Source organism: Komagataeibacter xylinus (assembly GCF_009834365.1).
Classification (GTDB): Bacteria; Pseudomonadota; Alphaproteobacteria; order Acetobacterales; family Acetobacteraceae; genus Komagataeibacter; species Komagataeibacter xylinus_D.
Genome location: NZ_CP041348.1, coordinates 978,615 through 1,004,661, shown reverse-complemented (window position 1 = coordinate 1,004,661; position 26,047 = coordinate 978,615). Strand labels below are relative to the sequence as shown.

The 26,047-nt window shown below is 66.1% G+C and carries 25 protein-coding genes and 1 riboswitch; of the genes, 11 read left to right on the top strand and 14 right to left on the bottom strand.

The genetic code is table 11. The features are described 5' to 3' along the window. Positions 1–33: 33 nt before the first annotated feature. Positions 34–1,125, top strand: coding sequence for a cobalt-precorrin-5B (C(1))-methyltransferase (locus FMA36_RS04755; protein ID WP_159263622.1), 1,092 nt, complete (start codon positions 34–36; stop codon positions 1,123–1,125). A 292-nt stretch (positions 1,126–1,417) separates the two neighbouring features. On the opposite strand, the gene cobM is transcribed toward FMA36_RS04755, so the two are convergent. The 3 genes from cobM to cbiE are packed head-to-tail and all read right to left on the bottom strand — an operon-like array spanning position 1,418 to position 3,776. Then, the gene (cobM, locus tag FMA36_RS04750) at positions 1,418–2,170 is read right to left on the bottom strand and encodes a precorrin-4 C(11)-methyltransferase (protein ID WP_159261213.1); all 753 of its coding nucleotides are present in this window, start codon (positions 2,168–2,170) and stop codon (positions 1,418–1,420) included. After that, positions 2,167–2,541 carry a cobalamin biosynthesis protein gene (locus tag FMA36_RS04745; protein ID WP_159261211.1) on the bottom strand — a complete coding sequence of 125 codons (375 nt, stop codon included), beginning with the start codon at positions 2,539–2,541 and terminating at the stop codon, positions 2,167–2,169. Before FMA36_RS04745 ends, cobM begins: the two co-directional genes overlap by 4 nt. Beyond that, positions 2,538–3,776, bottom strand: a complete 1,239-nt coding sequence (cbiE, locus tag FMA36_RS04740) for a precorrin-6y C5,15-methyltransferase (decarboxylating) subunit CbiE (protein WP_159261209.1) — start codon at positions 3,774–3,776, stop codon at positions 2,538–2,540. The genes FMA36_RS04745 and cbiE overlap by 4 nt, the downstream gene beginning before the upstream one ends. Positions 3,777–3,808: 32 nt before the next feature. Between cbiE and FMA36_RS04735 the strand changes: the two genes are divergently transcribed. Beyond that, complete coding sequence (locus FMA36_RS04735; protein WP_159261207.1) at positions 3,809–4,588, top strand: cobalt-precorrin-6A reductase; 780 nt, start codon at positions 3,809–3,811, stop codon at positions 4,586–4,588. Between the two features lie 82 nt (positions 4,589–4,670). On the opposite strand, the gene cobJ is transcribed toward FMA36_RS04735, so the two are convergent. The 8 genes from cobJ to FMA36_RS04695 all read right to left on the bottom strand — a co-directional run bounded on the left by cobJ (position 4,671) and on the right by FMA36_RS04695 (position 13,881). Further along, positions 4,671–5,432, bottom strand: coding sequence for a precorrin-3B C(17)-methyltransferase (gene cobJ / locus FMA36_RS04730; RefSeq protein WP_159261205.1), 762 nt, complete (start codon positions 5,430–5,432; stop codon positions 4,671–4,673). After that, a complete protein-coding gene (locus FMA36_RS04725; protein ID WP_159261204.1) occupies positions 5,429–6,154 on the bottom strand; it encodes a precorrin-2 C(20)-methyltransferase in 726 nt (241 codons plus the stop codon). The genes cobJ and FMA36_RS04725 overlap by 4 nt, the downstream gene beginning before the upstream one ends. After that, positions 6,151–6,792 (bottom strand): precorrin-8X methylmutase, encoded by a 642-nt coding sequence (locus FMA36_RS04720; RefSeq protein ID WP_159261201.1) that lies wholly within the window; start codon positions 6,790–6,792, stop codon positions 6,151–6,153. The genes FMA36_RS04725 and FMA36_RS04720 overlap by 4 nt, the downstream gene beginning before the upstream one ends. Beyond that, positions 6,789–8,015, bottom strand: coding sequence for a precorrin-3B synthase (gene cobG / locus FMA36_RS04715; protein ID WP_159261200.1), 1,227 nt, complete (start codon positions 8,013–8,015; stop codon positions 6,789–6,791). The genes FMA36_RS04720 and cobG overlap by 4 nt, the downstream gene beginning before the upstream one ends. Beyond that, the gene (gene cobN / locus FMA36_RS04710) at positions 8,012–11,377 is read right to left on the bottom strand and encodes a cobaltochelatase subunit CobN (RefSeq protein WP_159261198.1); all 3,366 of its coding nucleotides are present in this window, start codon (positions 11,375–11,377) and stop codon (positions 8,012–8,014) included. Before cobN ends, cobG begins: the two co-directional genes overlap by 4 nt. Positions 11,378–11,410: 33 nt before the next feature. Further along, the gene (gene cobW, locus FMA36_RS04705) at positions 11,411–12,463 is read right to left on the bottom strand and encodes a cobalamin biosynthesis protein CobW (protein WP_159261196.1); all 1,053 of its coding nucleotides are present in this window, start codon (positions 12,461–12,463) and stop codon (positions 11,411–11,413) included. Between the two features lie 5 nt (positions 12,464–12,468). After that, a complete protein-coding gene (locus tag FMA36_RS04700; RefSeq protein ID WP_159263620.1) occupies positions 12,469–12,858 on the bottom strand; it encodes a DUF1636 domain-containing protein in 390 nt (129 codons plus the stop codon). Between the two features lie 148 nt (positions 12,859–13,006). Then, positions 13,007–13,235: riboswitch (cobalamin riboswitch) on the bottom strand. A 40-nt stretch (positions 13,236–13,275) separates the two neighbouring features. After that, positions 13,276–13,881, bottom strand: a complete 606-nt coding sequence (locus FMA36_RS04695; protein ID WP_240906479.1) for a histidine phosphatase family protein — start codon at positions 13,879–13,881, stop codon at positions 13,276–13,278. Between the two features lie 94 nt (positions 13,882–13,975). On the opposite strand from FMA36_RS04695, the gene FMA36_RS04690 reads away from it, so the two are divergent. Then, positions 13,976–14,197, top strand: coding sequence for a CbtB domain-containing protein (locus tag FMA36_RS04690; RefSeq protein WP_061275445.1), 222 nt, complete (start codon positions 13,976–13,978; stop codon positions 14,195–14,197). 146 nt (positions 14,198–14,343) lie between these two features. Here FMA36_RS04690 and acuI read toward each other — a convergent pair whose 3' ends face one another. Then, complete coding sequence (gene acuI, locus FMA36_RS04685) at positions 14,344–15,333, bottom strand: acrylyl-CoA reductase (NADPH) (protein ID WP_159261194.1); 990 nt, start codon at positions 15,331–15,333, stop codon at positions 14,344–14,346. Positions 15,334–15,649: 316 nt separating this feature from the next. Between acuI and FMA36_RS04680 the strand changes: the two genes are divergently transcribed. The 3 genes from FMA36_RS04680 (at position 15,650) to FMA36_RS04670 (ending at position 18,238) form a co-directional block, all read left to right on the top strand. Continuing rightward, a complete protein-coding gene (locus FMA36_RS04680) occupies positions 15,650–16,501 on the top strand; it encodes an NADPH-dependent oxidoreductase (protein ID WP_159261191.1) in 852 nt (283 codons plus the stop codon). Between the two features lie 141 nt (positions 16,502–16,642). Further along, positions 16,643–17,734, top strand: coding sequence for a branched-chain amino acid aminotransferase (locus FMA36_RS04675; protein WP_159261190.1), 1,092 nt, complete (start codon positions 16,643–16,645; stop codon positions 17,732–17,734). 102 nt (positions 17,735–17,836) lie between these two features. Next, positions 17,837–18,238: a hypothetical protein gene (locus FMA36_RS04670; protein ID WP_159261188.1), complete on the top strand. Its 402-nt coding sequence runs from the start codon at positions 17,837–17,839 to the stop codon at positions 18,236–18,238. A gap of 109 nt (positions 18,239–18,347) precedes the next feature. Here the strand turns inward: FMA36_RS04670 and thiC are convergent, their stop codons facing one another. Further along, a complete protein-coding gene (gene thiC / locus FMA36_RS04665) occupies positions 18,348–20,189 on the bottom strand; it encodes a phosphomethylpyrimidine synthase ThiC (RefSeq protein WP_159261186.1) in 1,842 nt (613 codons plus the stop codon). Between the two features lie 393 nt (positions 20,190–20,582). Here thiC and ade point away from each other — a divergent pair, with 393 nt between their 5' ends. Genes ade through FMA36_RS04645 form a run of 4 tightly spaced genes read left to right on the top strand, consistent with a single transcriptional unit; the run spans position 20,583 to position 24,681 of the window. Next, positions 20,583–22,283 (top strand): adenine deaminase, encoded by a 1,701-nt coding sequence (gene ade / locus FMA36_RS04660; RefSeq protein ID WP_159261184.1) that lies wholly within the window; start codon positions 20,583–20,585, stop codon positions 22,281–22,283. Between the two features lie 22 nt (positions 22,284–22,305). Further along, positions 22,306–23,172 (top strand): tyrosine-type recombinase/integrase, encoded by an 867-nt coding sequence (locus FMA36_RS04655; RefSeq protein ID WP_240906478.1) that lies wholly within the window; start codon positions 22,306–22,308, stop codon positions 23,170–23,172. Next, positions 23,165–23,869: a hypothetical protein gene (locus tag FMA36_RS04650; RefSeq protein WP_159261182.1), complete on the top strand. Its 705-nt coding sequence runs from the start codon at positions 23,165–23,167 to the stop codon at positions 23,867–23,869. Before FMA36_RS04655 ends, FMA36_RS04650 begins: the two co-directional genes overlap by 8 nt. Further along, positions 23,866–24,681, top strand: coding sequence for a segregation/condensation protein A (locus FMA36_RS04645; RefSeq protein ID WP_159261180.1), 816 nt, complete (start codon positions 23,866–23,868; stop codon positions 24,679–24,681). Before FMA36_RS04650 ends, FMA36_RS04645 begins: the two co-directional genes overlap by 4 nt. 71 nt (positions 24,682–24,752) lie before the next feature. On the opposite strand, the gene FMA36_RS04640 is transcribed toward FMA36_RS04645, so the two are convergent. Next, positions 24,753–24,932 (bottom strand): hypothetical protein, encoded by a 180-nt coding sequence (locus FMA36_RS04640; protein ID WP_159261179.1) that lies wholly within the window; start codon positions 24,930–24,932, stop codon positions 24,753–24,755. A gap of 372 nt (positions 24,933–25,304) precedes the next feature. On the opposite strand from FMA36_RS04640, the gene FMA36_RS04635 reads away from it, so the two are divergent. After that, complete coding sequence (locus tag FMA36_RS04635) at positions 25,305–25,973, top strand: energy transducer TonB (protein ID WP_159261177.1); 669 nt, start codon at positions 25,305–25,307, stop codon at positions 25,971–25,973. Positions 25,974–26,047 lie beyond the last annotated feature (74 nt).

Genomic DNA, 26,047 nt, shown 5'->3' with positions numbered 1-26,047 from the left:
CCCTTACCCCTGTTGGACGAGAAGGTCATCCCGATGGAGCGTACCCATACTACCCTGCGCCGGGGGTGGACGACCGGCAGTTGCGCCACCGCCGCCGCAAAGGCCGCATGGGAAGCGTTGTGCGGGCAGGGCTTTCCCGATCCGGTCACCATCACGCTGCCCGGCGGCCAGGATGTGGCCTTTGCGCTGGCGGCCCATGGTCATGGCCCCGACAGCGCCTGGGCAGAAGTGGTGAAAGATGCGGGCGACGACCCGGACGTGACCCATGGCGCGCATGTGCGCGTGGATGTACGCCGTGCCCCGCCAGGTAGCGGCGTGGTGTTTCGCGCGGGCTCCGGCGTGGGCACCGTAACCCTGCCCGGCCTGCCCATACCGCCCGGCGAGCCTGCCATAAACCCCGTGCCCCGGCGCATGATCCGCACGGCCCTGACCGGTACGGACGGGCACGAACCCGATGCGGAGGTGACCATCTCGATTGCAGGCGGAGAGGAGATGGCGCGGCACACGCTCAATGGCCGGCTGGGTATTGTGGGCGGCCTTTCCGTCCTCGGCACCACGGGCATTGTCGTGCCGTTTTCCTGTGCTGCATGGATCGACAGCATCCACCGTGGCGTGGATGTGGCCCGCGCGCTGGGCCTGCCCCATGTGGCGGGCTGCACGGGCGATGTGTCGGAACGCGCCACCCGCGCACTATACGACCTGCCGGAGGAAGCCATGCTGGAAATGGGTGATTTTGCCGGTGGCCTGCTCAAATACCTCCGCCGTCACCCTGTGCCGCGCATCACCATTGGCGGCGGCGTGGCCAAGATGACCAAACTGGCGCAGGGGTTCCTTGACCTGCATTCCCGGCGAGGGCAGGCGGATATGAGCCGGTTGGCAGACCTTGCGCGCGGCATTGAGGCACCGGATGCACTGGTGCACGCCATTGCACAGGCCCATTCCGTCGCAGCCGCCTTCGCGCTGGCCGCCGAAGCAGGCTGCCCCCTTGGCCCGGCGGTGGCGCGTGGCGCGTGGCAGACGGCGTGCGATGTGCTGGCGGGCACGCCCTGCGTGCTGGATGTGCTGCTGTTTGACCGCGCGGGCACGCTGGTGGCCCGGCATGGTCCGCATCCGGTTGCCGGTTGAAAGTATAAACGTTTTTGGGTGCCGCCTGTTTGCAAAAAGACGGTGTTCTTTGAATATTTTTGGAAAATATTTACCAGAAATTTTTATTTTTTACGGGATTTTGTTTTTTTAATTGTAGATAAAGATATATATTAAGATAACATTTCCATAATTATACTTAAATAATAAAAGAAATAAATTAATAAAAGTTTTTGGTAAAGCTTTTTTCAAAAAGCTTTAAACGATGCCGCTCTTTTAGACTTTCGGCGGCACCAAGACTTTATTTTTTATTCCTCAAATGATTCCCGCACGTTTAGGAGCGGAAGCGGCGGTGGTAATCGGCGTTGTACAGCGCGCTTTCACGGAAATCATGCGTACCCAGCGCCCGGCCCACCAGCACCAGCGCCGTGCGCTCTATGGGGTTTTCGGCCAGTTTTGCGCCAATGTCGCCCAGCGTGCCGCGCAGCACGAGCTGGTCGGGCCATGTGGCGCGCGCCACGATGGCCACAGGACAGTCCGCGCCATAAAACGGGGTGAGGTCGGCCACGATCTGGTCCAGCACATGAATGGCCAGATGGATGGCCAGCGTAGCCCCCGTTGCGCCAAAGGCGGCCAGCTTTTCACGCTCCGGCATGGCCGAGGCCCGGCCGCTCACGCGTGTCAGGACCACGCTCTGGGCTACTTCCGGCACGGTCAGTTCGCGCCCCAGCACGGAGGCCGCAGCGGCAAAGGCGGGCACGCCGGGGGTCATGGTCCACGGAATGTTGTTGCGGTCGAGCCTGCGGATCTGTTCGGCCACGGCGCTGTACACCGAAAGATCGCCCGAATGCAGCCGCGCCACATCCTGCCCCGCCGCATGGGCGCGGATATATTCCTGCTCGATCAGGTCGAGCGTGAGGGGTGCGGTATCAACCAGCCGGGCATCGGGCGGGCAGTGTTCAAGCATCTCGGTCGGCACGATCGAACCTGCGTACAGGCACACCGGGCATTTTGCCAGCAGGTCGCGCCCGCGCAGGGTCAGCAGGTCGGCGGCACCGGGGCCTGCGCCAATGAAGTGTACGGTCATGCATCCTCTCCCTGTGCCATGGCACATGTTGCCTTGCCGCCCGTCAGGCGCGGCACGATCAGCCTTGAGCGCGGCCCCGCTGCTGCCAGCGCACAGCCTTCCGCCACCGAGGCCACGCCCAGGGCCTCCTGCGCGCGGGCGGAACGGGTGACGCAGCGCGGCTGGGCCGCCAGCAGTTCCTCATGCGTTACCGCCCGCAGCGCCAGACCTAGTTGGCGGGCGGCTTCCTGTACGCCCGCCTCGCGGTAGCGGAAGGCAGGCACGGCTACAAGCTCCGCCTGCCTGCCGCAATGTTCCTGTGCGGCCCGCACGAGGGTGATGAGCGCGTGCGCATCGCACCCGCTGCGCAGGCCCAGACCGGCCACGATCATGCCGGTTTGCTCACGGTGTAGCTGGTCACGGTCATGCCGGGGCGAAAGCCGTGAAAGCGCCCGATCGGCTCCAGCCGCTCCACATGCAGCCGGGTCAGCGTGCCGCCCCGGCGGGCATGGGCAGCGATTACGGCGGCCTCGCTTTCCAGCGTTACGGCATTGGCTACCAGCCGCCCGCCGGGGCGCAAAACGTCCCACGCAGCCTCGAGCATGCCGGGGTTGCTGATGCCGCCGCCAATGAAGATGGCATCGGGCGCTGCCAGCCCCTCGGCCCGCATTTGGGGCAGGATGGCAGGGGCCTCGCCCGCCATCACGCGCAGGCCGGGCACGCCAAGGGTGAGCGCGTTACGGGCAATCCGTGCGCCGCGTGCGGGTGATTTTTCAATGGCGATGGCGCGGTTGGCCGGGTGGCGCAGCATCCATTCAATGCTGATCGAGCCGGACCCGCCGCCAATATCCCACAGCATCTCGCCCCGCCGTGGCGCCAGTGCCGAGAGGGTGACCGCCCGGATCTCGCGCTTGGTGATCTGCCCGTCATGGTCGAACATCTCATCGGGCAGGCCACAGGCAAGCGGGATGACCTGCGCATTCCGGTCGGCCATGACTTCCAGCGCCATCAGGTTCAGCCGGGGCGGCAGAGGTCCTTCACCCCGCGCAGTCTTGGCCACCGTGGCGGTGTGGTGGCTCTGGCCCGGACCGCCCAGCGCACCCAGCACATGCAGCACGGAGGCGCCAAAACCGCGCCCCTCAAGCCAGCGGGCAAAGGCATGTGGCGTGTGCTCATCCGCCGAGAGCACGACCAGCCTGCCACCGGGCTGAAGGGCAGGGGCAATGGCTTCCATCGGGCGGCCGCATAGTGAGAGCAGGCTCACATCCTGCTCCGCCCAGCCCAGCAGGTTGCACGCCAGCGCAACACAGGAGGGGGCGGGCAGGCCCATCATCTCACTCAACGGCACATGGCGGCGCAGGGTGGTGCCAATGCCGAACAGGAACGGATCGCCCGAGGCCAGCACGCACACGCGCCTGCCCCGCCAGCGCAGCAGTGCGGCAATGCCATCGGCCAGCGGGTGCGGCCAGGCCAGCGTCTGGCCTGTTATCAGGGAGTGCGCAAGGGCAAGGTGGCGCGCGCCTCCCACCACCATTTCCGCATGCGCGATCAGGGCGCGGGTGGCAGCGGGCAGGCCCTCGACACCATCCTCCCCAATGCCGATAACATGCAGCCATGGCGTGCTCATGGTGTGGCCTTACAAGCAGCAGGAAGGAAAAGATGCGGGTTCTGGTTCTGGGCGGCACGACGGAGGCCCGCCAGCTTTATGCGGCGCTGGAGCAGCGCACGGACCGTTTTAAGGTTACCGTCTCGCTCGCAGGGGCCACCCGCGCACCGGTCCTGCCTGCGCTTGAAGTGCGCATTGGTGGCTTTGGCGGTGTGGACGGCCTGCGTGAGTGGCTGCTGGCCCATCATGTCGAAGCGGTGATTGACGCCACCCACCCCTTCGCCGTGCAGATGAGCAACCATGCGGTGACTGCCTGCGCGCAGGCCCATGTGAAACTGCTGCGCGTGGAACGCCCTGGCTGGACGCCTGTGGCGGGTGATCGCTGGACCCGCGTGCCCGACATGCAGGCCGCAGCGGGCGCATTGGGCACGACACCCCGGCGCGTGCTGCTGACCGTGGGGCGCAAGGACCTGCTGCCCTTCCACCACGCAGGGCCGCATGACTGGCTGCTGCGCTGCGTGGACGCGCCTGATGCGGCCCTGCTGCCCGCAGGCACGCGGCTGCTGCTGGCCCGTGGCCCGTTTGATGAAGCGGGCGAGGAGGCGCTTTTGCGCCGGGAACGGATTGATGTGATCGTGACCAAGAATTCCGGCGGCACGGCCACGCAGGCCAAGCTTGCGGCGGCCCGCAGGCTGGGCCTTGGCGTGATCATGGTCGATCGCCCACCCGTTGCCCCGGCCCAGACCGTGGCGGATGCCGCGGCCGCCATGGCATGGCTGGAAAGCCTGTCGGGGTTGCATGGAAAGCCTGCTCACAAAAAATCCTGTAAATAAAAAAGAAGTTTTTGGTGAAGCTTTTTTCAAAAAGCTTCAGAAGAACGCCGCTTTTTTGAAAAAAGGCGACACCCAAAAACTTTTATCCTGCCTCATCCACCCGCCGCGCGGTGTAGAGCCATTTTTCCCCATCGGCCCGCTCAATGGTGTGGGTGAGCGGGCAGCCGATCAGCACCAGCGTGCTCATATCCACCTGCTCGGGGTCGGCATGGGCGATGTCGGTCAGGATCACGCGCTCATCCGGGCGGCCAATGGCGCGCGCGAAGGCAACCGGCACGGTGCCGGGCAGGAGGGTGCGCAGCAGATCGAACGCCTCGCCCAACTGGTGCGGGCGGGCCTTCGAGCGTGGATTGTACAGCGCGATGACCAGTCCCGCTTCCGCTGCCGCCGCCAGCCTTTTATGCACGACTGCCTGCGGCTTGAGGTTGTCGGACAGCGAAATGACGCAGAAATCCCCACCCAATGGCGCGCCCAGCCGGGCGGCGGCGGCCAGCACGGCAGAGACACCGGGAATGACCGTGACTTCAACCCCACGCCAGGCAGCGGGGCCGTGGTCAATCGCTTCGAACACGGCGCTTGCCATGCCAAACACGCCCGCATCGCCGCCCGACACGACCGCAACCGTGCGCCCCGCCAGCGCAAGCTCAATGGCATGCTGTGCGCGTTCAAGCTCCACGCGGTTGTCACTGGCATGGCGCACCACCTCCGGGCCTGCCTGCACGCGGGCGACATAAGGCGCGTAGCCGATCAGGTCGGTGGCCTGCACGAGCGCGGCATCGGCCTGGGGCGTGCGCTGGTTTGCAACACCCGGGCCAAGGCCCACGACGAAGATGCGGCCACTCATCGTGCGCCCTCCCGGCCCGGCACGAGAATGATGGAGAAATAGGGGGCAGGCCCGGTCATCTCGGTCAGTTTCAGGCAGCGCTGGGTGGGCTGGCTGGCGCGTTCCACATAGATCGCGCGCGCCTCGCGCCCCGTGCGGCGCAGGGCGGTGCGCACTTTTGCAAGGTTGCGGCCCAGCTTCATGATGACGGCGGCATCGGCTTTTTCCAGCCACGTCACCAGCGCCTCTTCATCCAGCGTGCCGGGGATGACGCACAGCACGTCATCACCATGCACCATGGGGCGCCGGGCTGCTGACCAGCAGCCGCTCATGGCGGTGATGCCGGGCACTACCGTGCTTTCAAAACGCTCATGCAGCCGGTCGAACACATACATGGCCGAGCCGAACAGGAACGGATCGCCCTCGCACAGCAGTGCCACATCCTGGCCCGCCGCAAGGTGCGTTGCGACCTGTGCCGCGCATTCATCATAGAACTGGCCCATGCGCATCAGATAAGCCGGGTCGCTGACCGAAATTTCGGTGGTGAAGGGGTAGGCGAAGCGCAGCGTGGTGGCGTCGGGGCCAATCATGTCGCCTGCAATCTGGCGGGCATGGCCGGGGCGGTCGTGGCGACAGAACCAGCCCACCACCGGGCTTTCACGCAGCAGGCGCGCGGCCTTGATTGTCATGAGTTCGGGGTCACCCGGGCCCATGCCGAGAATGGACAGACGGCCGGCACTCATTCCGTGTCACTCGCCAGCGCGTTGACGGTGGCCGCCGCCATGGCGCTGCCGCCAAGCCTGCCGCGCACGATGATGAAGGGCAGGTCACCAAACGCGGCCAGTGCCTCCTTCGATTCGGCGGCACCCACAAAGCCCACCGGCATGCCGATCACGGCTGCCGGGCGGGGCGCGCCCGCACGGATCATCTCCAGCAGGTGGAACAGGGCGGTCGGCGCATTGCCAATAGCCACGACGGCACCGGCCAGATCATCCCCCCACAGGTCCATCGCGGCGGCCGAGCGGGTATTGCCGATGCGTTTTGCAATCTCGGGCGTGCGCGGGTCGCGCAGGGTGCAGATGACCGGGTTATCGGCCGGCAGGCGTGCGCGGGTCACACCATGGGCCACCATGTTGGCATCGCACAGTATGGGCTTGCCCGCCTTTAGGGCCGCCTGCGCGCTGGCCACGAAATCGGGCGACATGCGCACGGCCTTGGCCACATCCACCATGCCGCAGGCGTGGATGATGCGCACCACCACGCGGGCTTCGGCCTCACTCAGGCCGCTCAGATCGGCTTCTTCACGGATGATGGCAAAGGAACGGGCATAGATCGCCGCCCCGTCGTGAATGTAGTCGTACGGTTCCGTTTGCGCGGTCATGCCGGTTGGGTTCTCCCGTTCCGTGGCGTGGTCAGGTTGCGGGGCCAGTCCCGCACGATGTGCTGTATCTGTGCCAGCGAAAGCCCGTTGTCTACAGGCGTATCAGCCGCCCGGCCATGCGGGCACAGGCCATAGCCATCCACCTGTGCCACCAGCGTGATGTCGGCTGGCCCCGGATGGGCGCAGCCCTTGGGGCAGCCCGATACATGCAGCGTAGCCCGCGCAGGCAAGGCGGGGGCCAGAAGGGTAGCATCGGCAATCACGTCACGCGCGGCACAGGCACAGCCGCGCGCGCCGATGCATGCGCTGATGCGCAGGCGCGGATCATCCGCATGCGTGATCAGGCCGGGCAGGGGTGGGGCCGTGGCGCAGTCTTCAAACACGATCGCGCGGCGCAGGGGGGTAATGCGCATGTGGCCGTTGCCCGCCTGCATGCTCCATTGCGCCACGGCGTCGAGCAGGTCAGCCTCCATCGGGCCGGGGGGCAGTACGGCACCCATGGCGTGGCCGGGCAGGGGGCCAGCAAGGCAGGGAATGTTATGCGCGGCTGGGGGGGCTGCCTGTGTGGCCTCAAGCAGGCCAAGGTGGGCAAATGCCTGCGTGCCAAGGGCCGGATCACGCAGGGGGCGGCCACCGGAGGCCGCCAATGCGTGTGCCAGCGCAAGCACTGTGGGGGCGATGGCGGCGGCAGGGCAGGGCAGGGCGCGCGCGCCGCACACCACCAGCCAGCCAGTCCCTTGCGCACGCACGACGATATCAGCCCGCAGCGTGCCTGCGGGCATGTATCCCCCGCATTCCACCGCAATGACGAACTTGGCGGGCAGGCCGCGCAGGCTCGCGGCTCCGGCCAGGGCGGCATCGAGTGCCTGCATGATGGCGGGGGCATCGGGTGCGGCGTCAGGGTCAATGCCAGCCAGCGGCGAGAGCAGCAGGCCGCGCCTTGCCTCGGTTGCGGCGTCCGTGCTGGCAAGGCCCGCTTCGGCCATGTCGCGGGCAAAGGCGCGGGCGCTGCGTGGTGTCAGGCCACGCAGTTGAAGGTTGCCCCGGCTGGTCAGTTCGATCAGCCCGTTGCCATGCACGCGGGCGGCACGGGCCACAATGCGGGCCTGCGCGGCGGACAGGCGGCCGAGCGGCGGGCGCACGCGCACCAGCCAGCCATCGGCGGCCTCCATGGGGGTGTGCAGGCCGGGGCACCAGCCGCGCACGGAAGGGGCTGTGGTCATGGCGCGGGGTCCAGCAGCATGCCAGCACTGTTGCTGCGTGGTTGCCACAGGTCGCGGCGCAGGGCATCGGCCATCAGGCGGCGGATGGCGGCATGGGCATCGGGGTTGGCCTGGAGCAGGAAGGCGTCCATCTCCGGGTCATCAAGCAGGTGACTGAAGGCGAGGTCGAACTGCCGGTCGAAGCGTGCGGGCACGGTGGCGGCAAAACCGTGCAGCGCCTCTACGCCACGCGCGATCTCGCTCGCCCCCCGGTAGCCATGGCGGCGCATGCCCGCAAGCCAGGCGGGGTTGGCCAGCCGCCCGCGCACCACGCGGGCCACCTCCTGCGCCGTGCCGCGCAGGCGGGGGGCATCGGGGCGGGATGTGTCGCCATGCACGAGGCGGGGCGCGTTGCCCAGCAGGTGGGCGGCGGCCGCCATGCCGCCCTCATGCGTGGCCATGTCCACGCTTTCAAGGATGTCGGTCTCGGCATGGTCGTGCACATGCAGCAGCACGCCCGCCTGCGCCATGCGCCCGGCAAGGATGTCAGGCGCTTTGAGGCCTTCGCGTCCGCCGCCATAGGTCCAGGCCGAGCCATCAAGCCAGGCCTGTCCCAGCGTGCCGCGTTCGCGCCACTGGCCGCTGGCCAGCACATCTTCCACCCCCGTGCCGTAGCTGCCCGGCGCCGCGCCAAACATGCGTGCCGTGGCGGCATGCCGTGCTGCGCCTTCAAGCCCTTCGGTGCTGGCGGCCAGCGGATTGAGGTCGGGGGCCTCGAAAGTGCGGGCGGCAATGGTCTGGACCGCCTGCTCGAAGAGTGCGATCTGGCCGGGGAATGCATCGCGGAACAGCCCCGACAGGCGCAGTGTCACATCCACGCGCGGGCGGTCGAGTGCGGCCATGGGAATGACCTCGATGCCGCTCACGCGCCCCGAGGCATTATCCCATACGGGTTTCACGCCCATCAGCAGCAGGGCAAGGGCCAGATCCTCGCCGCCGGTGCGCAGGCTGGCCGAGCCCCACAGGTCGATGACCAGCGTGCGCAGCGGCTCGCCCTGATCCTGCAGGTGTTCCTCCAGCAACAGCGCCGCCGTGCGCTCGGCCAGCACCAGTGCGGAGCGGGTGGGGATGGCGCGGGGGTCCATGGCATAAAGGTTGCGCCCCGTGGGCAGCACGTCGGCCCGGCCACGGGTGGGCGCACCTGCCGGGCCTGCTGGCACGAACCGCCCATCAAGGGCTGCCAGCAGGGCGGCAGCCTCCGCCGCGCCGCAGGCGTGCAGGCGGGCGGGCAGGTCAGCGGGCGCGTCCTGGCCGCAGGCGCGGGCGATGGCCTGGGCCAGTTCCCCTGTCCGGGTGGGGGGGCGGCCAAAGACATGCAGCCCGTCGCGGATCTGGAGGTCCTTTACATCGCACAGATAGGCATCGAGCCGGGCGAGGGCTTCATCCTCGTTATCGGCGCGGGCAATGCCGCCTTCATCAAGCAGGCCAAGATCATCCGCGCGTTGCAGGATCTCGCCGCGCAGGATGGCGCCCCGCCTTCGGTCGAGCCCGTCGGCTGCGGCATATTCATCAATCAGGCGTTCGAGTTCGCCCGTATCGGCGCCTGCGCTGTTCACGGCCACGATGGGCGGCGTCATGTGCCCGATGGTCACCGCTCCCAGCCTGCGCCGCGCGGCTGCCGCCTCGCCGGGGTTGTTGACGATGAAGGGATAGATCACCGGCAGCCCCGCCACCAGCACCGGGGGCCAGCAGTCAGCCGAAGGCGCCGCCGCCTTGCCCGGCAGCCATTCCAGCGTGCCATGCGTGCCCAGATGCACCATGGCATCAAGCCCGCACCCATGGCGCAACCACAGGTAGAAGGCCACATAGGCGTGGCGCGGCGGGGTGTCGGGGTCGTGGTAGCCGCCATGGCGGTCGGTTGTCGTGCCCCGGTCGGGTTGCAGCGCCATCAGGATATGGCCTGCGTGCAGGTGACGCAGGTGGAACGCGCCGTCATGCACGGCGGGATCATCCTCCGGCGCCCCCCAGCAGGCGGCAAGCTGGTCGCGCAGGGCCTGCGGCAGGGTCTCGAGCCACTGGTGATAGGTCGCAACCGAAACAAAAGGCGTGGCAGGGGCGCGGGCCAGTGCGTGTGTTAGTTGGTCCGCCGTGGGTATGTCACCCGTGTCGTAGCCTGCGGCGTGAAGCAGGCTCAGGATGTGTTCAAGGCTTGCAAAACTGTCCAGCCCCACGGCATGCGCCGCCTGCCCAGTGGGGGCACCCTGCGCGCCGGGATAGTCGGACAGGATGATGCCGACCCGCCGCTGGCCAGGCAGCTTATGCCCCAGCCGCGCCCAGCCCAGCGCGCGGGCGGCGGTCAGCGCAATGCCCTGTGTGTAGGGCTCGTGGCGTGCGGGCAGGCCGGGGGTTGTGTCCTCCTTGAAGGAGATGGGGAAGGCGGGCATGCGGCCATCGAGTTCGGGCAGCACCACCTGCATGGCAAGGTCCGCCTGCGACAGGCCGCGCACGCTGTCGCGCCACAGCGCGTGGGGAATGCCGGGCTGCTGCACCTGCAGCACCGGCACACCTGCCATGTCGAGCGGAGAGTGGCTGTCCGCTCCCGCGCGCGCGGAAAAGAAGGTGGCGTTTATGATGATATCCGGCGGCGCATCCGCCAGCCGTGCCGTCACAAAAGCCGCCGATTCCGGGTTCTTGAGGGACGTGACATAAACAAGCTCCGCCCCCATGCCGTGCTGCTCCAGTTCAGCGGCAAGTGCCGTGATGGGAGCGATATCGGCGGCCAGCAGATGGGCGCGGTAGAACACCACCATGGCGCGCAGCGGCAGGGCCGGGTTGGCTGCATGCAGCACGCCCGCAGGCGGCAGGGGTTCGGGGCCTGCGCCATCATCCGGCCCGCGCCCGGCAATATGGGCCATGAGCCGCAGGGCGGTGGCGGTGTTGGTGGTTCCGCCCGTGCGCAACAGGGCATCAAGACGGGCGCGGAGGGGTTGGGGCACGGTGGAGCGTTCGGCAAGGCGCGGGTCATCGCGCCCGTCGCCTGCCAGCAGCACCAGTGGAATGCCGGCCTGCTGGCAGGCGCGGCCGAGTTCCTCCACCCCGTAGCGCCAGTATTCCAGGCCGCCGAGCAGCCGCACCACCACGCAGCGCGACTCCATGATGGTGTCGGCTACGTACAGGTCGATCGACATGGGGTGGCGCAGGCGCGCAAGCGTTGCGGTGCGCAGGCTGGCATCGGGGGCGGCACCTGCCGCGTGGGCGGCGTTGAGGCACAGCAGGTCGCTGTCCGAAAAGGACAGGAACACGATATCGGCCGGTGCGTGACCGAGGTCTTCGGCCTGATCGGCTTCGTCGAGCGTGCGGACCTCGCGTGCCAGCAGGTGCATGATGCGGCTCCCCGTGTGCCGTTTGCCCGTGCCTTACGCCTGTGCCAGCGCCGCTGCAATGGCAGCCTGGTCCATGCCCTTCTGGCCGATCACCACAAGGTTGCCCGTACGCGGGCCATCCTTGGGCACGGGCTGGTCGAACTGGTGGCGAAAGCGGCTGCCAACCCCCTGCACCGCCAGCCGCATGGCCTTGCCGTGCACGGTGGCGTAGCCCTTCATGCGCAGGATGTCGTGCTGTTCGGCCAGTTTCTTCAGCCGGGTTATGAATCCTTCCACGCTGTCCTGCTCGGGGATGGGCAGCACGAAGCTCTCGAAATCATCATGCTCGTGCTCGCCACCCTCGGCATCGTGGTGGGAGGGGCGGGCGGCGAGGTCATCTTCCGCCGCCGCATCAAGGCCAAGCAGCACGGCGGGATCAACCTCGCCATCGGTGGCGCGCACCACCTTGACCGCGCGCGGGATCTCGGCGCGGATCTCGGTCTCGACCGCATCGGCCTGTGCAGGTGTCATGAGGTCGGTCTTGTTGAGCACGATCAGGTCGGCGCACAGGAGCTGGTCCTCGTACACCTCGGCAAGCGGGTTGTCGTGGTCGAGCGAGGGGTCGGCGGCCTGCTGGCGGGCGACTTCCTCGGGGTCATCGGCAAAGCGGCCTGCTTCCACGGCGGGGCCGTCGACCACGGTCACCACGCCATCAACCGTCATGCGCGTGCGGATGGTGGGCCAGCCAAAGGCCTTCAGCAGCGGCTTGGGCAGGGCGAGGCCGGAGGTCTCGATCACGATATGGTCGGGCGGGGTCGCGCGGTCGAGCAGGGCTTCCATGGTGGGCAGGAAGTCGTCGGCCACGGTGCAGCACAGGCAGCCATTGGTCAGTTCGACGATATCTTCGTCCGTGCAGCCTTCCACGCCGCAGGCGCGCAGCGTGTCGCCATCAATGCCCAGCGTGCCGAATTCATTGACCACGATGGCAATGCGTTTGCCCTTGGCATTGGCCAGAACGTGGCGCAGCAGCGTGGTCTTGCCCGCGCCCAGAAAGCCGGTGATGACGGTAACGGGCACCTTGGCGCGGGCCGTGGCGGAGATGTTCATGGCACTCAGACTCCGGAAAAGAGGGATGCGGGAAAGCGGCCGCGCACCATGTCCGACAGGCTTGCGGGCCTGCGCGATGGCATGACGGTGCCTTTGGCCGATGCGGCATAGGCGTCGATATAGGTCAGCAGGTCACCTGCCTTTTCCGGTCCAAGATTGGCGAGCAGCCAGCCCCATTTACCCGGTGTGGCGATCACGGCGGTGCAGCCATCGTTGCACGCGGCAAGGCAGGCGACCTCATGCACCACAATGCTGGAATTGCCTTTGGCCAGTGCCTGCATGGCATCGTGCAGCTGGCGGCCCTGCGGGTTATCGGATGCAGGCAGGCCCCTGCGGCAGGTCACGCACACATGCAGGTGCACGGCAGGCGTTTGTGGCGGGGGGGAAGTAGTCATCTGGTCCGTGCCCTTTCGCGGCGCTGCCGCGCGGGCGGCAGGAAAAGCGGGGTGCGCGGTCATGCCCCGCCCGGCAGCAGCGTTGCCAGGTGGTGGCCAGTCGCGTGCCGGGCACCCCGCCAGCCATGCGATCGAAACGGTCATCTATCCCGCACGGGCGGGGATGGCAGGTCTCCTGGCTTGTGGCGAAGGGCGTGGCGGGCACACCCTCAATATCCGACAGCCTTCCCGGCCCTTATGGGGCCAGTGGCGGGGCCGGTGCGGGCACCGGGCCGGATTCGACCACCTACAGTTGCGGGGGCAGCGACGGAATTGCCATCAGGCGCACCGTCTTCCCTATTCTCCCTGTTGGGGGAACCATCAGCGGCGGATCTAGCCGATTGCGGGCCGCGCTGTCAAAAAAAGCGCGGCTTGTTTTCAGGGCAGGGGCGCGCCGCTTGTGGCCAGCCGCCAGGTGGTGTGGCGGGTCAGTACCGTGCGGGTCAGGGGGGCGATGTCCAGCCGCGCCATCATGGCGCCATCCCCCCCAAGGGCCGCGATGGCAAGGGCACGGGCAACCGTGGCATCGGCCAGCACCAGCATGCGTGCTGGCGTTTTGGGGCATGCGGCCAGCCAGGTACCTGCGCGGCTTAGCAGCGAGTCCCGGCTTTCACCCCCCGGCGGGGCAAAGCTGTCGTCTTCCACCCAGCGGGCCAGGTCGGCCGCAGGCAGAGCCTTGAGCGAAAGCCCATGCCACGTGCCCATATCGGCGGCATTCAGGGCGGGCACGGCTTCACATGCATCGGCCCCGATGGCTCTGCTCAGGGCGGGTGGCACAAAAAGGCGGTCGGCCGGGGGCAGGTGGTCCATGAAGCCTGCGGGCAGGGCGGGGGTGGCATCGCGCACGGGTATGACGCCGCGGCGTAACTCATCGGGCGCGGGCAGGGCGATGCAGGTCAGCGTCTGGTTCATGCTGCCCTGCGTGGCCCGAAAGGGTGGGGCGAGCAATGGATGATTGACCTTGCTGGGCAATTTTGAAACCATGGCCGCTGATCCGGTAACACGGCATGGGCATTGCATGCAGCCCTGTCATGCCATACTGCTCCGGGTCGAGCATGATCCATGGAGTTTTTTCAGCATGAGCCAAGACACATCCGTCCTGTCCGCCAATATTGCCGCCCCGCCGGTTGCCATTCCGGTGCGCGACCTGCTGCCGTGGGGTGTGTTCGGGCTGGTTCTGGCCTCGCTGCTGATCTACTTCGTGGGCGCGGAGCAGGGGGCGACATCGCTCATTTCCGGTCATTACGTGCATGAATTCGTGCATGATGGCCGCCATCTGCTTGGCTTCCCCTGCCACTAAGGGGCGCAGGGCAACTGCCCTGCATGGCCTGATGTGAAGAACGGCATGCGCCCCTCGCGCCTGCCGTTTTTTATTGCCTGCTGCCTTCTTTCAAAAAGGCAGCGTTTTTCGAAGCTTTTTGAAAAAAGCTTCGCCAAAAACTTTTATTATTTTGAATCAGTGAGGTGGACGACTGTCCGCCCTCTTATATGCCCTGCCAGCAGCCGCGGCGCGAGGGCAGGCACCTCGGCCAGTGTTGCGTCATGCAGCATGCTGTCCAGTCGTGTGGGGTCGATGTCACGCGCCAGCCGCGCCCATGCCGTCATGCGGCGCGGGCGGGGGCACATGACGCTGTCGATTCCCTGCAGGCGCACATTGCGTAAAATGAAAGGGGCCACCGTCAGCGGCAGGGCCATGTCGCCTGCCAGCCCGCAGGCCGCCACCGTGCCGCCCTGCGTAATGGAGGCGCACATCGTGGCCAGAACCTCGCCCCCCACCACATCGATTCCGCCTGCCCAGCGCGCCTTTTCCAGCGGTTTGCCAGTGGGGGCCAGCGCCTCGCGCGGCAGCACTTCAGCCGCACCGAGGCTGATCAGATAGGCCTGAAGCTGCGCCCGCCCGGTCACCGCCACCACCTGATAGCCTAATTGTGCCAGCAGCATTACGGCCATGCCGCCCACGCCGCCGCCCGCACCGCTTACGATGATGGGGCCGGAGGCAGGCGTCAGCCCGCCATCTTCCAGCGCCATCACGCACAGCATGGCCGTAAAGCCTGCCGTGCCGATTCCCATCACCTGCCGCCCCGACAGGCCTGCAGGGTGCGGTAGCAGCCACCGCCCCGGCAGGCGGGCCATGCCGGCCATGCCGCCCCAGTGCTTTTCTCCCAGCCCCCAGCCGGTGGCCAGAACCTGATCGCCGGGGCGGAAGACCGGGTCATCGGAGTGGAGAACGCGGCCCGCAAGGTCGATGCCCGGAATCATGGGAAAATGCCGCACCACCGGCGTGCCGTGCGTCACGGCCAGCGCATCCTTGTAGTTCAGGCTCGACTGCGCGACTTCAACCGTCACATCGCCCTGTGGCAGGCTTGCGGGGTCGACCTGTTCCAGCCGGGTGGTGGTCTCGCCATCGGCCTGGCGGATCATGAGGGCCTCGAACATGCGAACGGGTTCCTTGCTTATTATTGAAACAGGGTGCGTGCTGTGGCCTTCATGCTCTCTTGGGGTGTTTCTTCCTATTTAAACCCGTGTGATTTCGCATGAACGTGATGGGCGTGCTGAAATAAATAACTGATCTGGAAAGATATTTTCAAAAAATCGGGCCATGCGCAAACGGTGGGCGGGCGTACTGCCCTCCTGGGCCGGCCCGCGGCATGAAAATGTGCAGGGCAGGTGTGATATCGCCCCGCTAGCTGTGGCTGTTGCGCTGTGGTGTGCTGCTTTTTCAGCCAGCATTGCACAGGCAGGAGGCATGCCTATGTCCAGCAGTACCGTTTCTTCCTTTTCCGCCCAGTCCTCCATGAATGCGCTGTGGCAGGCCCGTTATGGCACGAAACCGCCGGCGCAGCCGCTGCCCGAAAGCCCGGTGGCGCGCAGCCTCATGGCGCATCGTTCCGTGCGGCATTTCAGCCCCGCACCCCTGCCCGAAGGCGTGGTGGAGGCGGCGATTGCCGCAGCCCAGTCGGCCTCGAGCTCATGCAACCTGCAGGCATGGAGCGTAATTGCCGTGCGCGACCCCGCGCGCCGTGCCCGGCTGGCCAAAATAGCGGGCGATCAGGCTTTCATCGCGCAGGCGCCGCTGTTCCTGGCGTGGGTGGTGGACCTGTCGCGGCTCGAGCATGTGGGGCAGGCGCAGGGCCGGGCACTGCCGGGGCTGGACTGCCTCGATACATTTCTGGGCGGCGTGGTGGATACGGCGCTGGCCGGGCAGAATGCGGCGGCGACGTTTGAATCCTACGGGCTGGGGATCGTGTACGTGGGTGCCGTGCGCAACCAGCCCGAGGCCATTGCCGCCGAGCTCGGCCTGCCGCCCGGAACGTTCGCGCTGTTTGGCATGAGCGTGGGCTACCCCGACCGCGCGCAGCCCACCGCCATCAAGCCGCGCCTGCCGCAGGCTATGGTGCTGCATGAGGAACGCTACAACCCCGCTACTGCCAGCGATGAAGCCAGCATAAAGGCTTATGACGCCTGCCTTGAGGCCAGCCGCGCGGGTGCGCGGGGCTGGAGCGAGGGCGTGGTGGCGCGAATGGGGGATGTGGGCGCACTCCATGGCCGCGAGCACCTGCCTGCTGCCCTGCGCGCTTTGGGTTTTGTGCTGGGCAAGGCGTAAAAGCAGGGGTCATGCGCACGGGGCGGGGTTGACCGGCGCAATGTTCTGGTGAACTTCTGGTGCGGTTGCCCGCAGCTTGAGGCGGGCAGGGGCGCGCTCCGTATGGCGCGCCAGCGCCATGATGAAAGAGAAATAACGGCTATGGACAGCGCCACTTCCCTTCCCTTCACGCTTTCACCCACCGCGACCCCGGTCTCGCCCGAGCGACGGGCGGAAATTCTGGCCAATCCCGGTTTCGGGCGTGTCTTTACCGACAACATGGTCGTGATCCGCTACCAGGAAGGCAGGGGATGGCATGATGCCCGCGTACAGCCTTATGCGCCGTTGACTCTCGACCCGGCGGCGGCCGTGCTGCACTACGCGCAGGAAATATTCGAGGGCATGAAAGCCTACCGCACGGCGGAAGGCGGCATTACCCTGTTCCGCCCGCAGGCCAATGCCGCGCGTTTCCGCAAATCGGCCGAGCGCCTTGCCATGGCCGAACTGCCGGAGGACGTGTTTGTCGAGGCCGTGCGCCAGCTCGTGCGCGTGGACCATGCATGGGTGCCGGGCAAGCCTGATGAGAGCCTGTACATCCGCCCCTACATGATTGCGAGCGAGACGTTCCTCGGCGTCAAGCCTGCGTCGGAATACCTGTTCATGGTCATTGCCTCGCCCGTGGGCGCCTATTTCGGTGCGGAAGCGGTGAGCGTGTGGGTGTCTGATTTCTGTCGCGCCGCTCCCGGTGGCACGGGCGAGGCCAAGTGCGGCGGCAACTATGCCGCAAGCCTGCTGGCCCAGCAGGAAGCCAAGGGCCATGGCTGCGCGCAGGTGCTGTTCCTTGATGCGGTGGAGCGCCGCTGGATCGAGGAAATGGGCGGCATGAACGTGTTCTTCGTGTTCGATGATGGCACGGTTGCCACCCCGCCGCTGACCGGCACCATCCTGCGCGGCATCACCCGCGATTCGCTGCTCACCCTTGCGCGTGAGATGGGCCTGACCGTGCGTGAGGAGCCCTACGCCATTGACCAGCTTTATGCCGATGCGGCCTCGGGCCGCCTGAAGGAAGTGTTTGCCTGCGGCACGGCGGCGGTGGTCTCGCCCATCGGGCGCTTCCGTGGCCACAAGGGCGAGGCGGTGATTGGTGATGGCGCGGGCATTGGCCCGGTCACGGCCAAGCTGCGCAATGCCCTGATCGGCATCCAGCGCGGCACGGCGCCTGATACCCATGGCTGGGTGGAAAAGGTGATCTGATTTCCCTCCCGCAAGGCAGGAAAATGGAAAAAAGGCGGGTCATGCTGTAAGGCATGGCCCGTTTTATTTTGTGGCAGGCAGTTCAGGGGCGGGGAGATCGCAATGGCTGTAAACAGGTTTGATGTGACGGGGCAGTGGGATGGCCAGTTCAGCTACCCGCGCACGTTGCCGCCGGAGTTTTTCTCCGCCTCCCTGTTCGAGGCCGGTGGCGCCATGGGTGGCACGGTAACGGAGCGCCCGGCCTCAGGTCAGGCCGGGGCGGAATGTTTTGTCTCGACCGTACGTGGCATGCGCCACGCAGCCGAGGTGCGTTTTACCAAAACCTATGAGGGCGGTCCGCGCCAGCATGTCGTGCTGTATGCGGGCAGGCTGAATGCCGATAGCACTGAAATCGAGGGAACGTGGCGGATTGAAGGATCGTGGTCCGGGCGCTTTCTCATGATCCGCAGGGATGGTGGCGCAGCGGTGGCCGTGCAGCGCGAGGCGGTGGTGGCCTCCCGTTAACGCCTTCCTTAATTAAAACACGGATAAAAGTTTTTGGGTGCCGCCTTTTTTCAAAAAGGCGGCGTTCTTCTCAAGCTTTTTGAAAAAAGCTTCACCCAAAACTTCTGTTTTATTCCGCAGGGGTCGCGACCTCATCCACCGGCACATAGATCCGGTTGCCGTTGTTGCGGAACTCTTCCTTTTTCTGCTCCAGCCCGGCCATGCGCTCGGCATTGGCCTTGAGGTCGTGGCTGATGCGCATGGAGCAGAATTTGGGGCCGCACATGGAGCAGAAATGCGCGTTCTTGTGCGCCTCGCGCGGCAGCGTTTCATCGTGGTATGAACACGCCGTATCCGGGTCGAGCGAGAGCTTGAACTGGTCATTCCAGCGGAAGTCGAATCGCGCGCGGCTGATGGCATCATCACGGATGCGTGCCGCCGGGTGCCCCTTGGCCAGATCGGCGGCGTGGGCTGCGATGCGGTAGGTTACCACGCCCACCTTCACGTCATTGCGGTCGGGCAGGCCGAGATGTTCCTTGGGCGTGACATAACACAGCATGGCAGTGCCGAACCACCCGATCATGGCGGCCCCGATGCCCGATGTGATGTGGTCGTAACCCGGCGCGATATCGGTCGTGAGCGGGCCAAGCGTGTAGAACGGGGCCTCGCCGCACTCGCGCAGCTGCTTTTCCACGTTTACCTTGATCTTGTGCATGGGCACATGGCCCGGCCCCTCGATCATCACCTGGCAGCCCTTGGCCCAGGCAATTTTTGTCAGTTCGCCCAGCGTTTCAAGTTCGGCAAACTGGGCGGCGTCATTCGCATCGGCAATCGAGCCGGGGCGCAGGCCATCACCGAGCGAGAACGAGACATCATAACGGCGCATGATGTCGCATATTTCCTCGAAATGCTCATACAGGAAGCTTTCGCGGTGATGGTGCAGGCACCACCCGGCCATGATCGAGCCGCCACGCGAGACGATGCCGGTCACGCGGTTGACGGTCAGCGGCACATGGCTCAGGCGCACGCCGGCGTGGATGGTGAAGTAGTCCACGCCCTGTTCGGCCTGTTCGATCAGCGTGTCGCGGAAGATTTCCCATGTCAGGTCCTCGGGCACGCCGCCCACCTTTTCCAGCGCCTGATAGAGCGGCACCGTGCCAATGGGCACCGGCGCGTTGCGCAGGATCCAGTCGCGGATGTTGTGGATGTTGCGGCCTGTCGAGAGGTCCATCACCGTATCCGCACCCCAGCGGATGGACCAGACCATCTTCTCCACTTCCTCCGCAACCGATGAGGTCACGGCGGAATTGCCGATATTGGCGTTGACCTTCACCAGGAAGTTGCGCCCGATCACCATCGGCTCAAGCTCGGGGTGGTTGATGTTGGCGGGCAGGATGGCCCGGCCTGCCGCGATCTCTGATCGCACGAACTCAGGGGTAACAAAGGCGGGAATGTCAGCGCCAAAATCCTCGCCATCGGCACGGCGCTCTTCAGCGCCCTCGACCATGGTGGCGCGGCCGAGGTTCTCGCGGTGGGCGGCGTAGATCATCTCCTGCGTGATGATGCCTGCGCGCGCGAACTCGTATTGCGTCACCATCTGGCCCGGACGGCCCTCATGCACTACATGCGGCGCGGGGCAGGCGGGGACCAGATTTTCGCCCCTGGCAAAGCCATTATCTTCCGGCCGCACGGCGCGCGGCCTGACCGCGGGCAGGCCGCGGGTTACGATCCATGGCGCGCGGACGGGTTTAAGCCCCTGGCGCACGTCGATATGGGCATTGGTGTCGGTATAGGGGCCGGAGGTGTCATACACGCGCACCGGCGGCTCGTTGGCGCTGGGTTCGAGCGCGATTTCGCGGAACGGCACGCGGATATCCGCATGCCCCTCGGGCGATGACCAGACCTTGACGGACCCCATGATGGGGCCGGTGGTGACATGGTCGGGAGATGAAGGCGAAGCGACGGTAGTCATGGCAGTGCTCCTCGCATCCTCTCTCCGACAGGGGGTGTGGAGAGAAAACCGGAGATGCCACGCCTCATGCGGGCGACCGCGTGCCGGGGGCATGCGGCGTGCTGCCGATTGTCCGCACCAGTCCCTCCGCCGGTATGAGCCGGATCAGGTTCCCCGGAACGCACAATGCGCCCGGAAGGGTCTCCGCGCGCATGGCTGCCCATGCCAGCGGTCTCTCAGCCCCTTGCCGGGACTCCCCTTGGTCCGGTCAGGATCATCAATCCCGCCTGCCTTGTCAATCATGCAGGCGGGGCGCAGGGCGCTGGCCTGAAAAAGAATTCGTGTGCCGATTTGCCAGCCGCCCCGTTGTGATAGAGTAGCAGGGAACATCATTTTATGGGGAAGTGGGACAGGATGGCAGCAAGCACGATTTCCAGCCGGATTGCACAGGGTAGCGGGCGCATGGTGGCCGATACCGTCATCCGTGATGTGCGCCTGTTTGATCTGGTGACGGGGGAGATGCTGCCAACCGACATCGCCATCTGTGGCGACACCATTGTCGGCACGCTGGACCACTACGAGGGCACCAACGTAATCGAGGGCCGTGGCCGCATCGCCGTGCCCGGCTTCATTGACACGCACCTGCATGTCGAATCCTCGCTCATCACGCCTTTCGAGTTCGATCGCTGCGTGCTGCCCCATGGCGTGACCACCGCCATATGCGACCCGCACGAGATGGCCAACGTGCTCGGCCGCCCGGCGCTGGATTACTTTACCGAAGCCGCCCTGCGCACGGTGATGGACCTGCGGGTCAATCTTTCAAGCTGCGTGCCGTCCACCCATCTTGAAACCTCGGGTGCCACGCTCGGTGCAGCCGATCTGCTGGCCTATCGCGACCACCCCAAGGTGATTGGCCTGGCCGAGTTCATGAACATTCCCGGCGTGCTGAATGGCGACCCGGTCTGCCTGGAAAAGCTGGAAGCCTTTGCCGGGGGCCATATCGATGGTCACGCCCCGCTGCTGCGTGGGCGCAAACTCAATGGCTACCTGAGCGCGGGCATCACCACCGACCATGAAGCCACCACGGCGGAAGAAGCGCTGGAAAAAGTGCGCAAGGGCATGATGGTGCTGATCCGCGAAGGCTCGGTGTGCAAGGACCTGCGCGCGCTCGTTCCGCTGCTCAACCCGGTGACCTCGCCCTTCTTCGCTTTCTGCACCGATGACCGTAATCCGCTGGAAATCGCGCATGAAGGCCATCTGGATTACCTGATCCGCCTTGCCATCTCGCTGGGTGTCGAGCCGCTTGCCGCCTATCGCAGCGCGTCCCTCAGTGCGGCCAATGCCTTTGGCCTGCGCGACCGGGGCATGATCGCGCCGGGCAAGCGTGCCGATATCGTGCTGCTTGATGACCTGCGCGAATGCCGCGTATCGGATGTGATCAGCGCGGGCCGCCTGGTGAATGATGCGCTGTTTGCTGCCCGCGCGGTCATTGCCCCCGTGGGGCTGGAGAGCATCAGCCTGCCCGCTCCGGTCAGCGCGGCGGATATGGAAATAAAGGGCAGCGGCACGCAGCGCCCCGTAATCGGCCTGCTGCCCGGCCAGATCATAACCCCTTTCCTGCATGCCGACCTGCCGGTGGAGGATGGCATCGTACAGCCTGATCCGGCGCAGGATATCGCGCGTATCTGCGTGGTGGCGCGGCATGGGCATAACGACAATATCGGCCGGGGCTTTGTTAAGGGCTTCGGGCTGTCTGGCGGGGCGCTGGCCTCATCGGTGGGGCATGACAGCCATAATATCTGTGTGGTCGGCATGAACGATGCCGACATGGCGCTGGCGGTCAACCATCTGGAAAAGACCGGCGGCGGCTTTGTGGTCGTGCGTGATGGCAAGGTGGTGGCCGACATGCCGCTGCCCGTGGCGGGGCTGATGAGCGATGCGCCGTTCGAGGCCGTGCGCGACCAGCTTGAGGTGCTGCGTGCCGCCGCACGCGCCCTGGGTTGCCAGCTTGATGAACCGTTCCTCCAGCTTGCCTTCCTGCCGCTGCCGGTGATCCCGCACCTCAAGATCACGGATTTTGGCATGGTGGATGTCAACCGGATGGAACTGGTCTGATCCGGCCACGCGGAAAATGCCCATGACCACGCCACAGGAGGCCCCCACGCGGGAGGCCACGGCCACCCTGCGCGCTTACCGGGCGGACTGGGTGCATTTTACGCAATGGTGCGCGGAGCACGCCATCTCTCCCATTCCCGCAACGCCTGAGGGGGTGGCAGCCTACCTGCGCAGTCTGGGCACGTTTGCCCCCGCCACCATCCGCCGCCGCCTGGCCGCCATTGGCAAGATGCACCGCTTCAACGCCCTGGCGTGGGATGTCACGCATCCGCTCATCCGCGCGGCACTGGCCGAGATGCTGGAGCAGGCCAGCCGCCCCGCGCCGCGCCCCGCCGTGGTCACCCCCGCCATGCTGGGCGCCATGTCCGAACGCTGTACCGATGGCGTGCGCGGCCTGCGCGATCGTTGCCTGCTGCTGTTCGGCTTCGCGGGCGCATTGCGCCGCTCGGAGCTGGTGGGGCTGCAGGTGGAAGATGTGCGCCTTACCCCCCAGGCGGTGATGCTGACGGTGCGCGACGGGCATGAGACCCCCACCATAGTGCTGCCCGTGGCGCAGGAGCGTGGCCTGTGCCCGGCGGCGGCCTTTACGGCATGGCAGCAGGTGGCGCACAGGCAGACCGGGCCGCTGTTCCGTGCCATTTCCAAGGGCGAGCGCGTGGGCGGGCGGGCGCTGACCCCTTATGCCGTGACCCGCATCCTGCAACGCCGGGCGCTGATGGCCGAAGTGCCCCCCGCCACCGTGGCCCGGCTCAGCGCCCATGCGCTGCGGGCTGGCTTTATTGTCGAGGCCCTGCGCCACGGCATGGACGCCACGGCTCTGGGCCAACGCACCCGCTACCGTGATCCGCGCGCCCTGCGCCCTTATGCAGACCTGCTTGCCTATGACTGAAACCCTGCGCCTGCCCTGGGCCGACCTGCCGCCCGCCACCCCGCGCGAGGAGGAAGGCCCCTCGGCCCCGGCCCGTCGTCCGGCCGCGCGCCGGGGGCGGCGGCCGCTTTCCGCCTGGCCCGCGCCTGCGGGGCCGGTGCCCTGGCAGGGCTGGCACCTGCTTGTGCATGGGCCTGACGCGGGCATGGCGGCCTTCGCCGCCGAGGCCGCCGGGCCAGGGCTGATTCCGTGGCCGTTCGATGCCGAGCGGGTGGAAGAAGACATGTTCGCGCTGGCCATCGGGGCCAACAGGCCCGGTCAGGACCGGGGCAGCCTGTCGGTGGAAGGGTGCCGCATCCTTGCCCGCCAGTTCCGCGCGGCGGCGGAGGCGCGTCATGCCCGCCTGGCCCTGCGGCCCGAGGGCGCCTGCCCGCTGGATTTCAACCGCCTGGTGCCCGTGCCCGAACACATCCTGCACCTTGGCGTGACCCACCCCGATGCCCGCGCCTGGCTGTTGGCCAGTTGGGGGGTGGTGGAAGCGCCCGCCCAGGTGGCGCTGGTGCCGGGGCGCAGGGCGGGCAGGCGGCTGCCGCGCGGGCATCGGGCGGTGGTGTATGGCTTTTTCACCCGTGGCGGCACGCCAGCGCCCGTGGTGCGCCGGATGGAGGAGCATTACCCCACGCTGACCTTCCGCCTGACCCAGCGGCCCCTGACATGACCCGCCAGTCCGACCTGTTCGACCCCGCGCGGCCCGGCTCCGAGCCGGTCATCATGCTCGATGCGTATCAGGGTGATCTGACGCATCTGGTGCAACTGGCCCATGCGCGTGAAATCGATCTGACCCGGCTTGATATCGTGGCCCTGATCGATCAACTGGCCGAGGCCGCGCGGGCGCATGCCGCCCTGCCGCTGGGCATGAAGGCGCAATGGGTGGTCATGGCGTCGGGCCTGCTGCTGCTGCGCTCGCGGCTTTTGCTGCCTGCCGATGATCCGCGCCAGCAGCAGGCGACGCAGGAGGCGCACGAGCTGCGCGCGCGCCTGATCGCGGCCGAGCAGGCGGAACAACTGGCAGGCTGGCTGGCGGCGCGCGCGCAACTCGGGCGCGATGTTCATGCCTTTGGCGGTGCACAGCCTGCACAGGGTTACGAATCGGCTGCCTGGAAAGTGGACCGGATCGAATTCCTGTGGGGTTGCCTTGCGGTGTTTGATGGCAACTGGGGCGCCATGCCCGAGCCGACGCCCTTCTATGCTCCGGTGCAGCTTGACCTGTTCTCGGTCGAGGAGGCGCGCGTACGGGTGCGCGCCTGCCTGGCCCATGCCCGCAAACCCGTGCCGCTGGACCGCATGCTGCCCGATTCCGTTCGGCATGGGGCGGAGGGCGTGCGGCGCACGGGGCTGCGGCGCTCGGCGTGGAGCAGCACGTTCACCGCCTGCCTGGAAATGGTCAAGCAGGGCGAGGCGCTGGCCTACCAGCCCGGCCCCGACACGCTGCCCCGTTTTGGCAACGTGGAGCGCGACGGCGCGGCCTGAACCGTTTTTGGCAAGAAACCAAGGTGGTGGCGGAATGACTGTTGCTGCCTGTATTGCCCGCGTGGCCCCATTCATATCGAATAAGTAATATGCTGGCGGCGAGGCCCGCCCGCACGGGTGTGAACGGATTTTTCTCTCATTTTTTTAACACTTTGCTTGACTGGATTTTTTTTTTGATCAAGCTGGAACGAACGGTTTTTTGTTTGGCTGCCATGCAGGCGGAACACAGCTTCAGGAGGGCCTTTTGCCATGAAGGAAGTGGCCTGCAGGGCAGAAGGTGCACATAAAAATATTTCATATAAGATCAGGGTTGATTTCGAGATGTTAATAATGTTTATGGATAAAACGTGATGAATGAATGGCTTGGCTTGTCAGGGCAGGATGCATCCAGTGTCCGTGCATTGGCGTATGGACTGCCGGAGGCTGCGACTGTCATGCTTTTCCGTTCCGCCGGGAAAGAGGATTATCGTGCTTCAGGGTCAAGCCGGGGAGAACAAGGCGGATCGCATCAGTCGTTTCGTAGAAATCTGGTCATACTCCCGTAGTCAAATTGGTGAAATCAGAACATCCAGAACAAATTCTGTAATAATCCTTCCTAAAAACTATGCCGTTCTGAGTGAGGTATGGGTATGACGTATGCGGAACAGAGTGATAACACACTACAAAAGGTAATCGTTTTTGCCCTCGTCCTGGCATTCGAGGGGCTGCTGGTGCTCGCGCTTCTGTTCGGGCTCAGCTCGCCGCCAGATGCGCCCCAGGAGCCGCCCAAGCCGCCGGTCGAGGTGCACATGATCAAGGAGCCGCCGCCTCCACCGCCACCGCCGCCGCCACCACCCCCGCCGCCGGAAATTACGCAGCCGCCGCCGCCGTATATTCCGCCGCCGAAGATTCAGGTGCCGACGCCGCCGCCGCCGATGAAGGTGACGCACGAGAAGCCGCCCAAGCCCATGCCGCCCGCAAAGGCGACGCCGCCGGCTGATGCGCCCGTCTCCAACGCGCCGCCCGTGCCCGATCATTCGGCTGGCACGTCGCCGCTGAACCATGTCGTGCCGGAATATCCGGAGGAAATGTCCGAAGAAGGCCGTGAGGGCGTTGTGTCCGTGGCATGCGACGTGGAGCCGACCGGCGTGACCAGCAACTGCCAGGTGGTCAACGTAAAAGGTGGCCAGGCATTTGCCGACGCAGCCCTGAAGGCGGTCCGCCGTTCGCGTTATGCGCCGGCAGTCAAAAATGGTGTGCCCGTCAAGGAGTTCCACCATCTCTATACGATCACGTTCAGTCTGAACGACTGAGCCTGAGTGTTAGGTCAGGCGCGGCGGGGGCCGGCAGCACCCCGCCCGCATCGCGAAAAAAACATCCTGCTCCA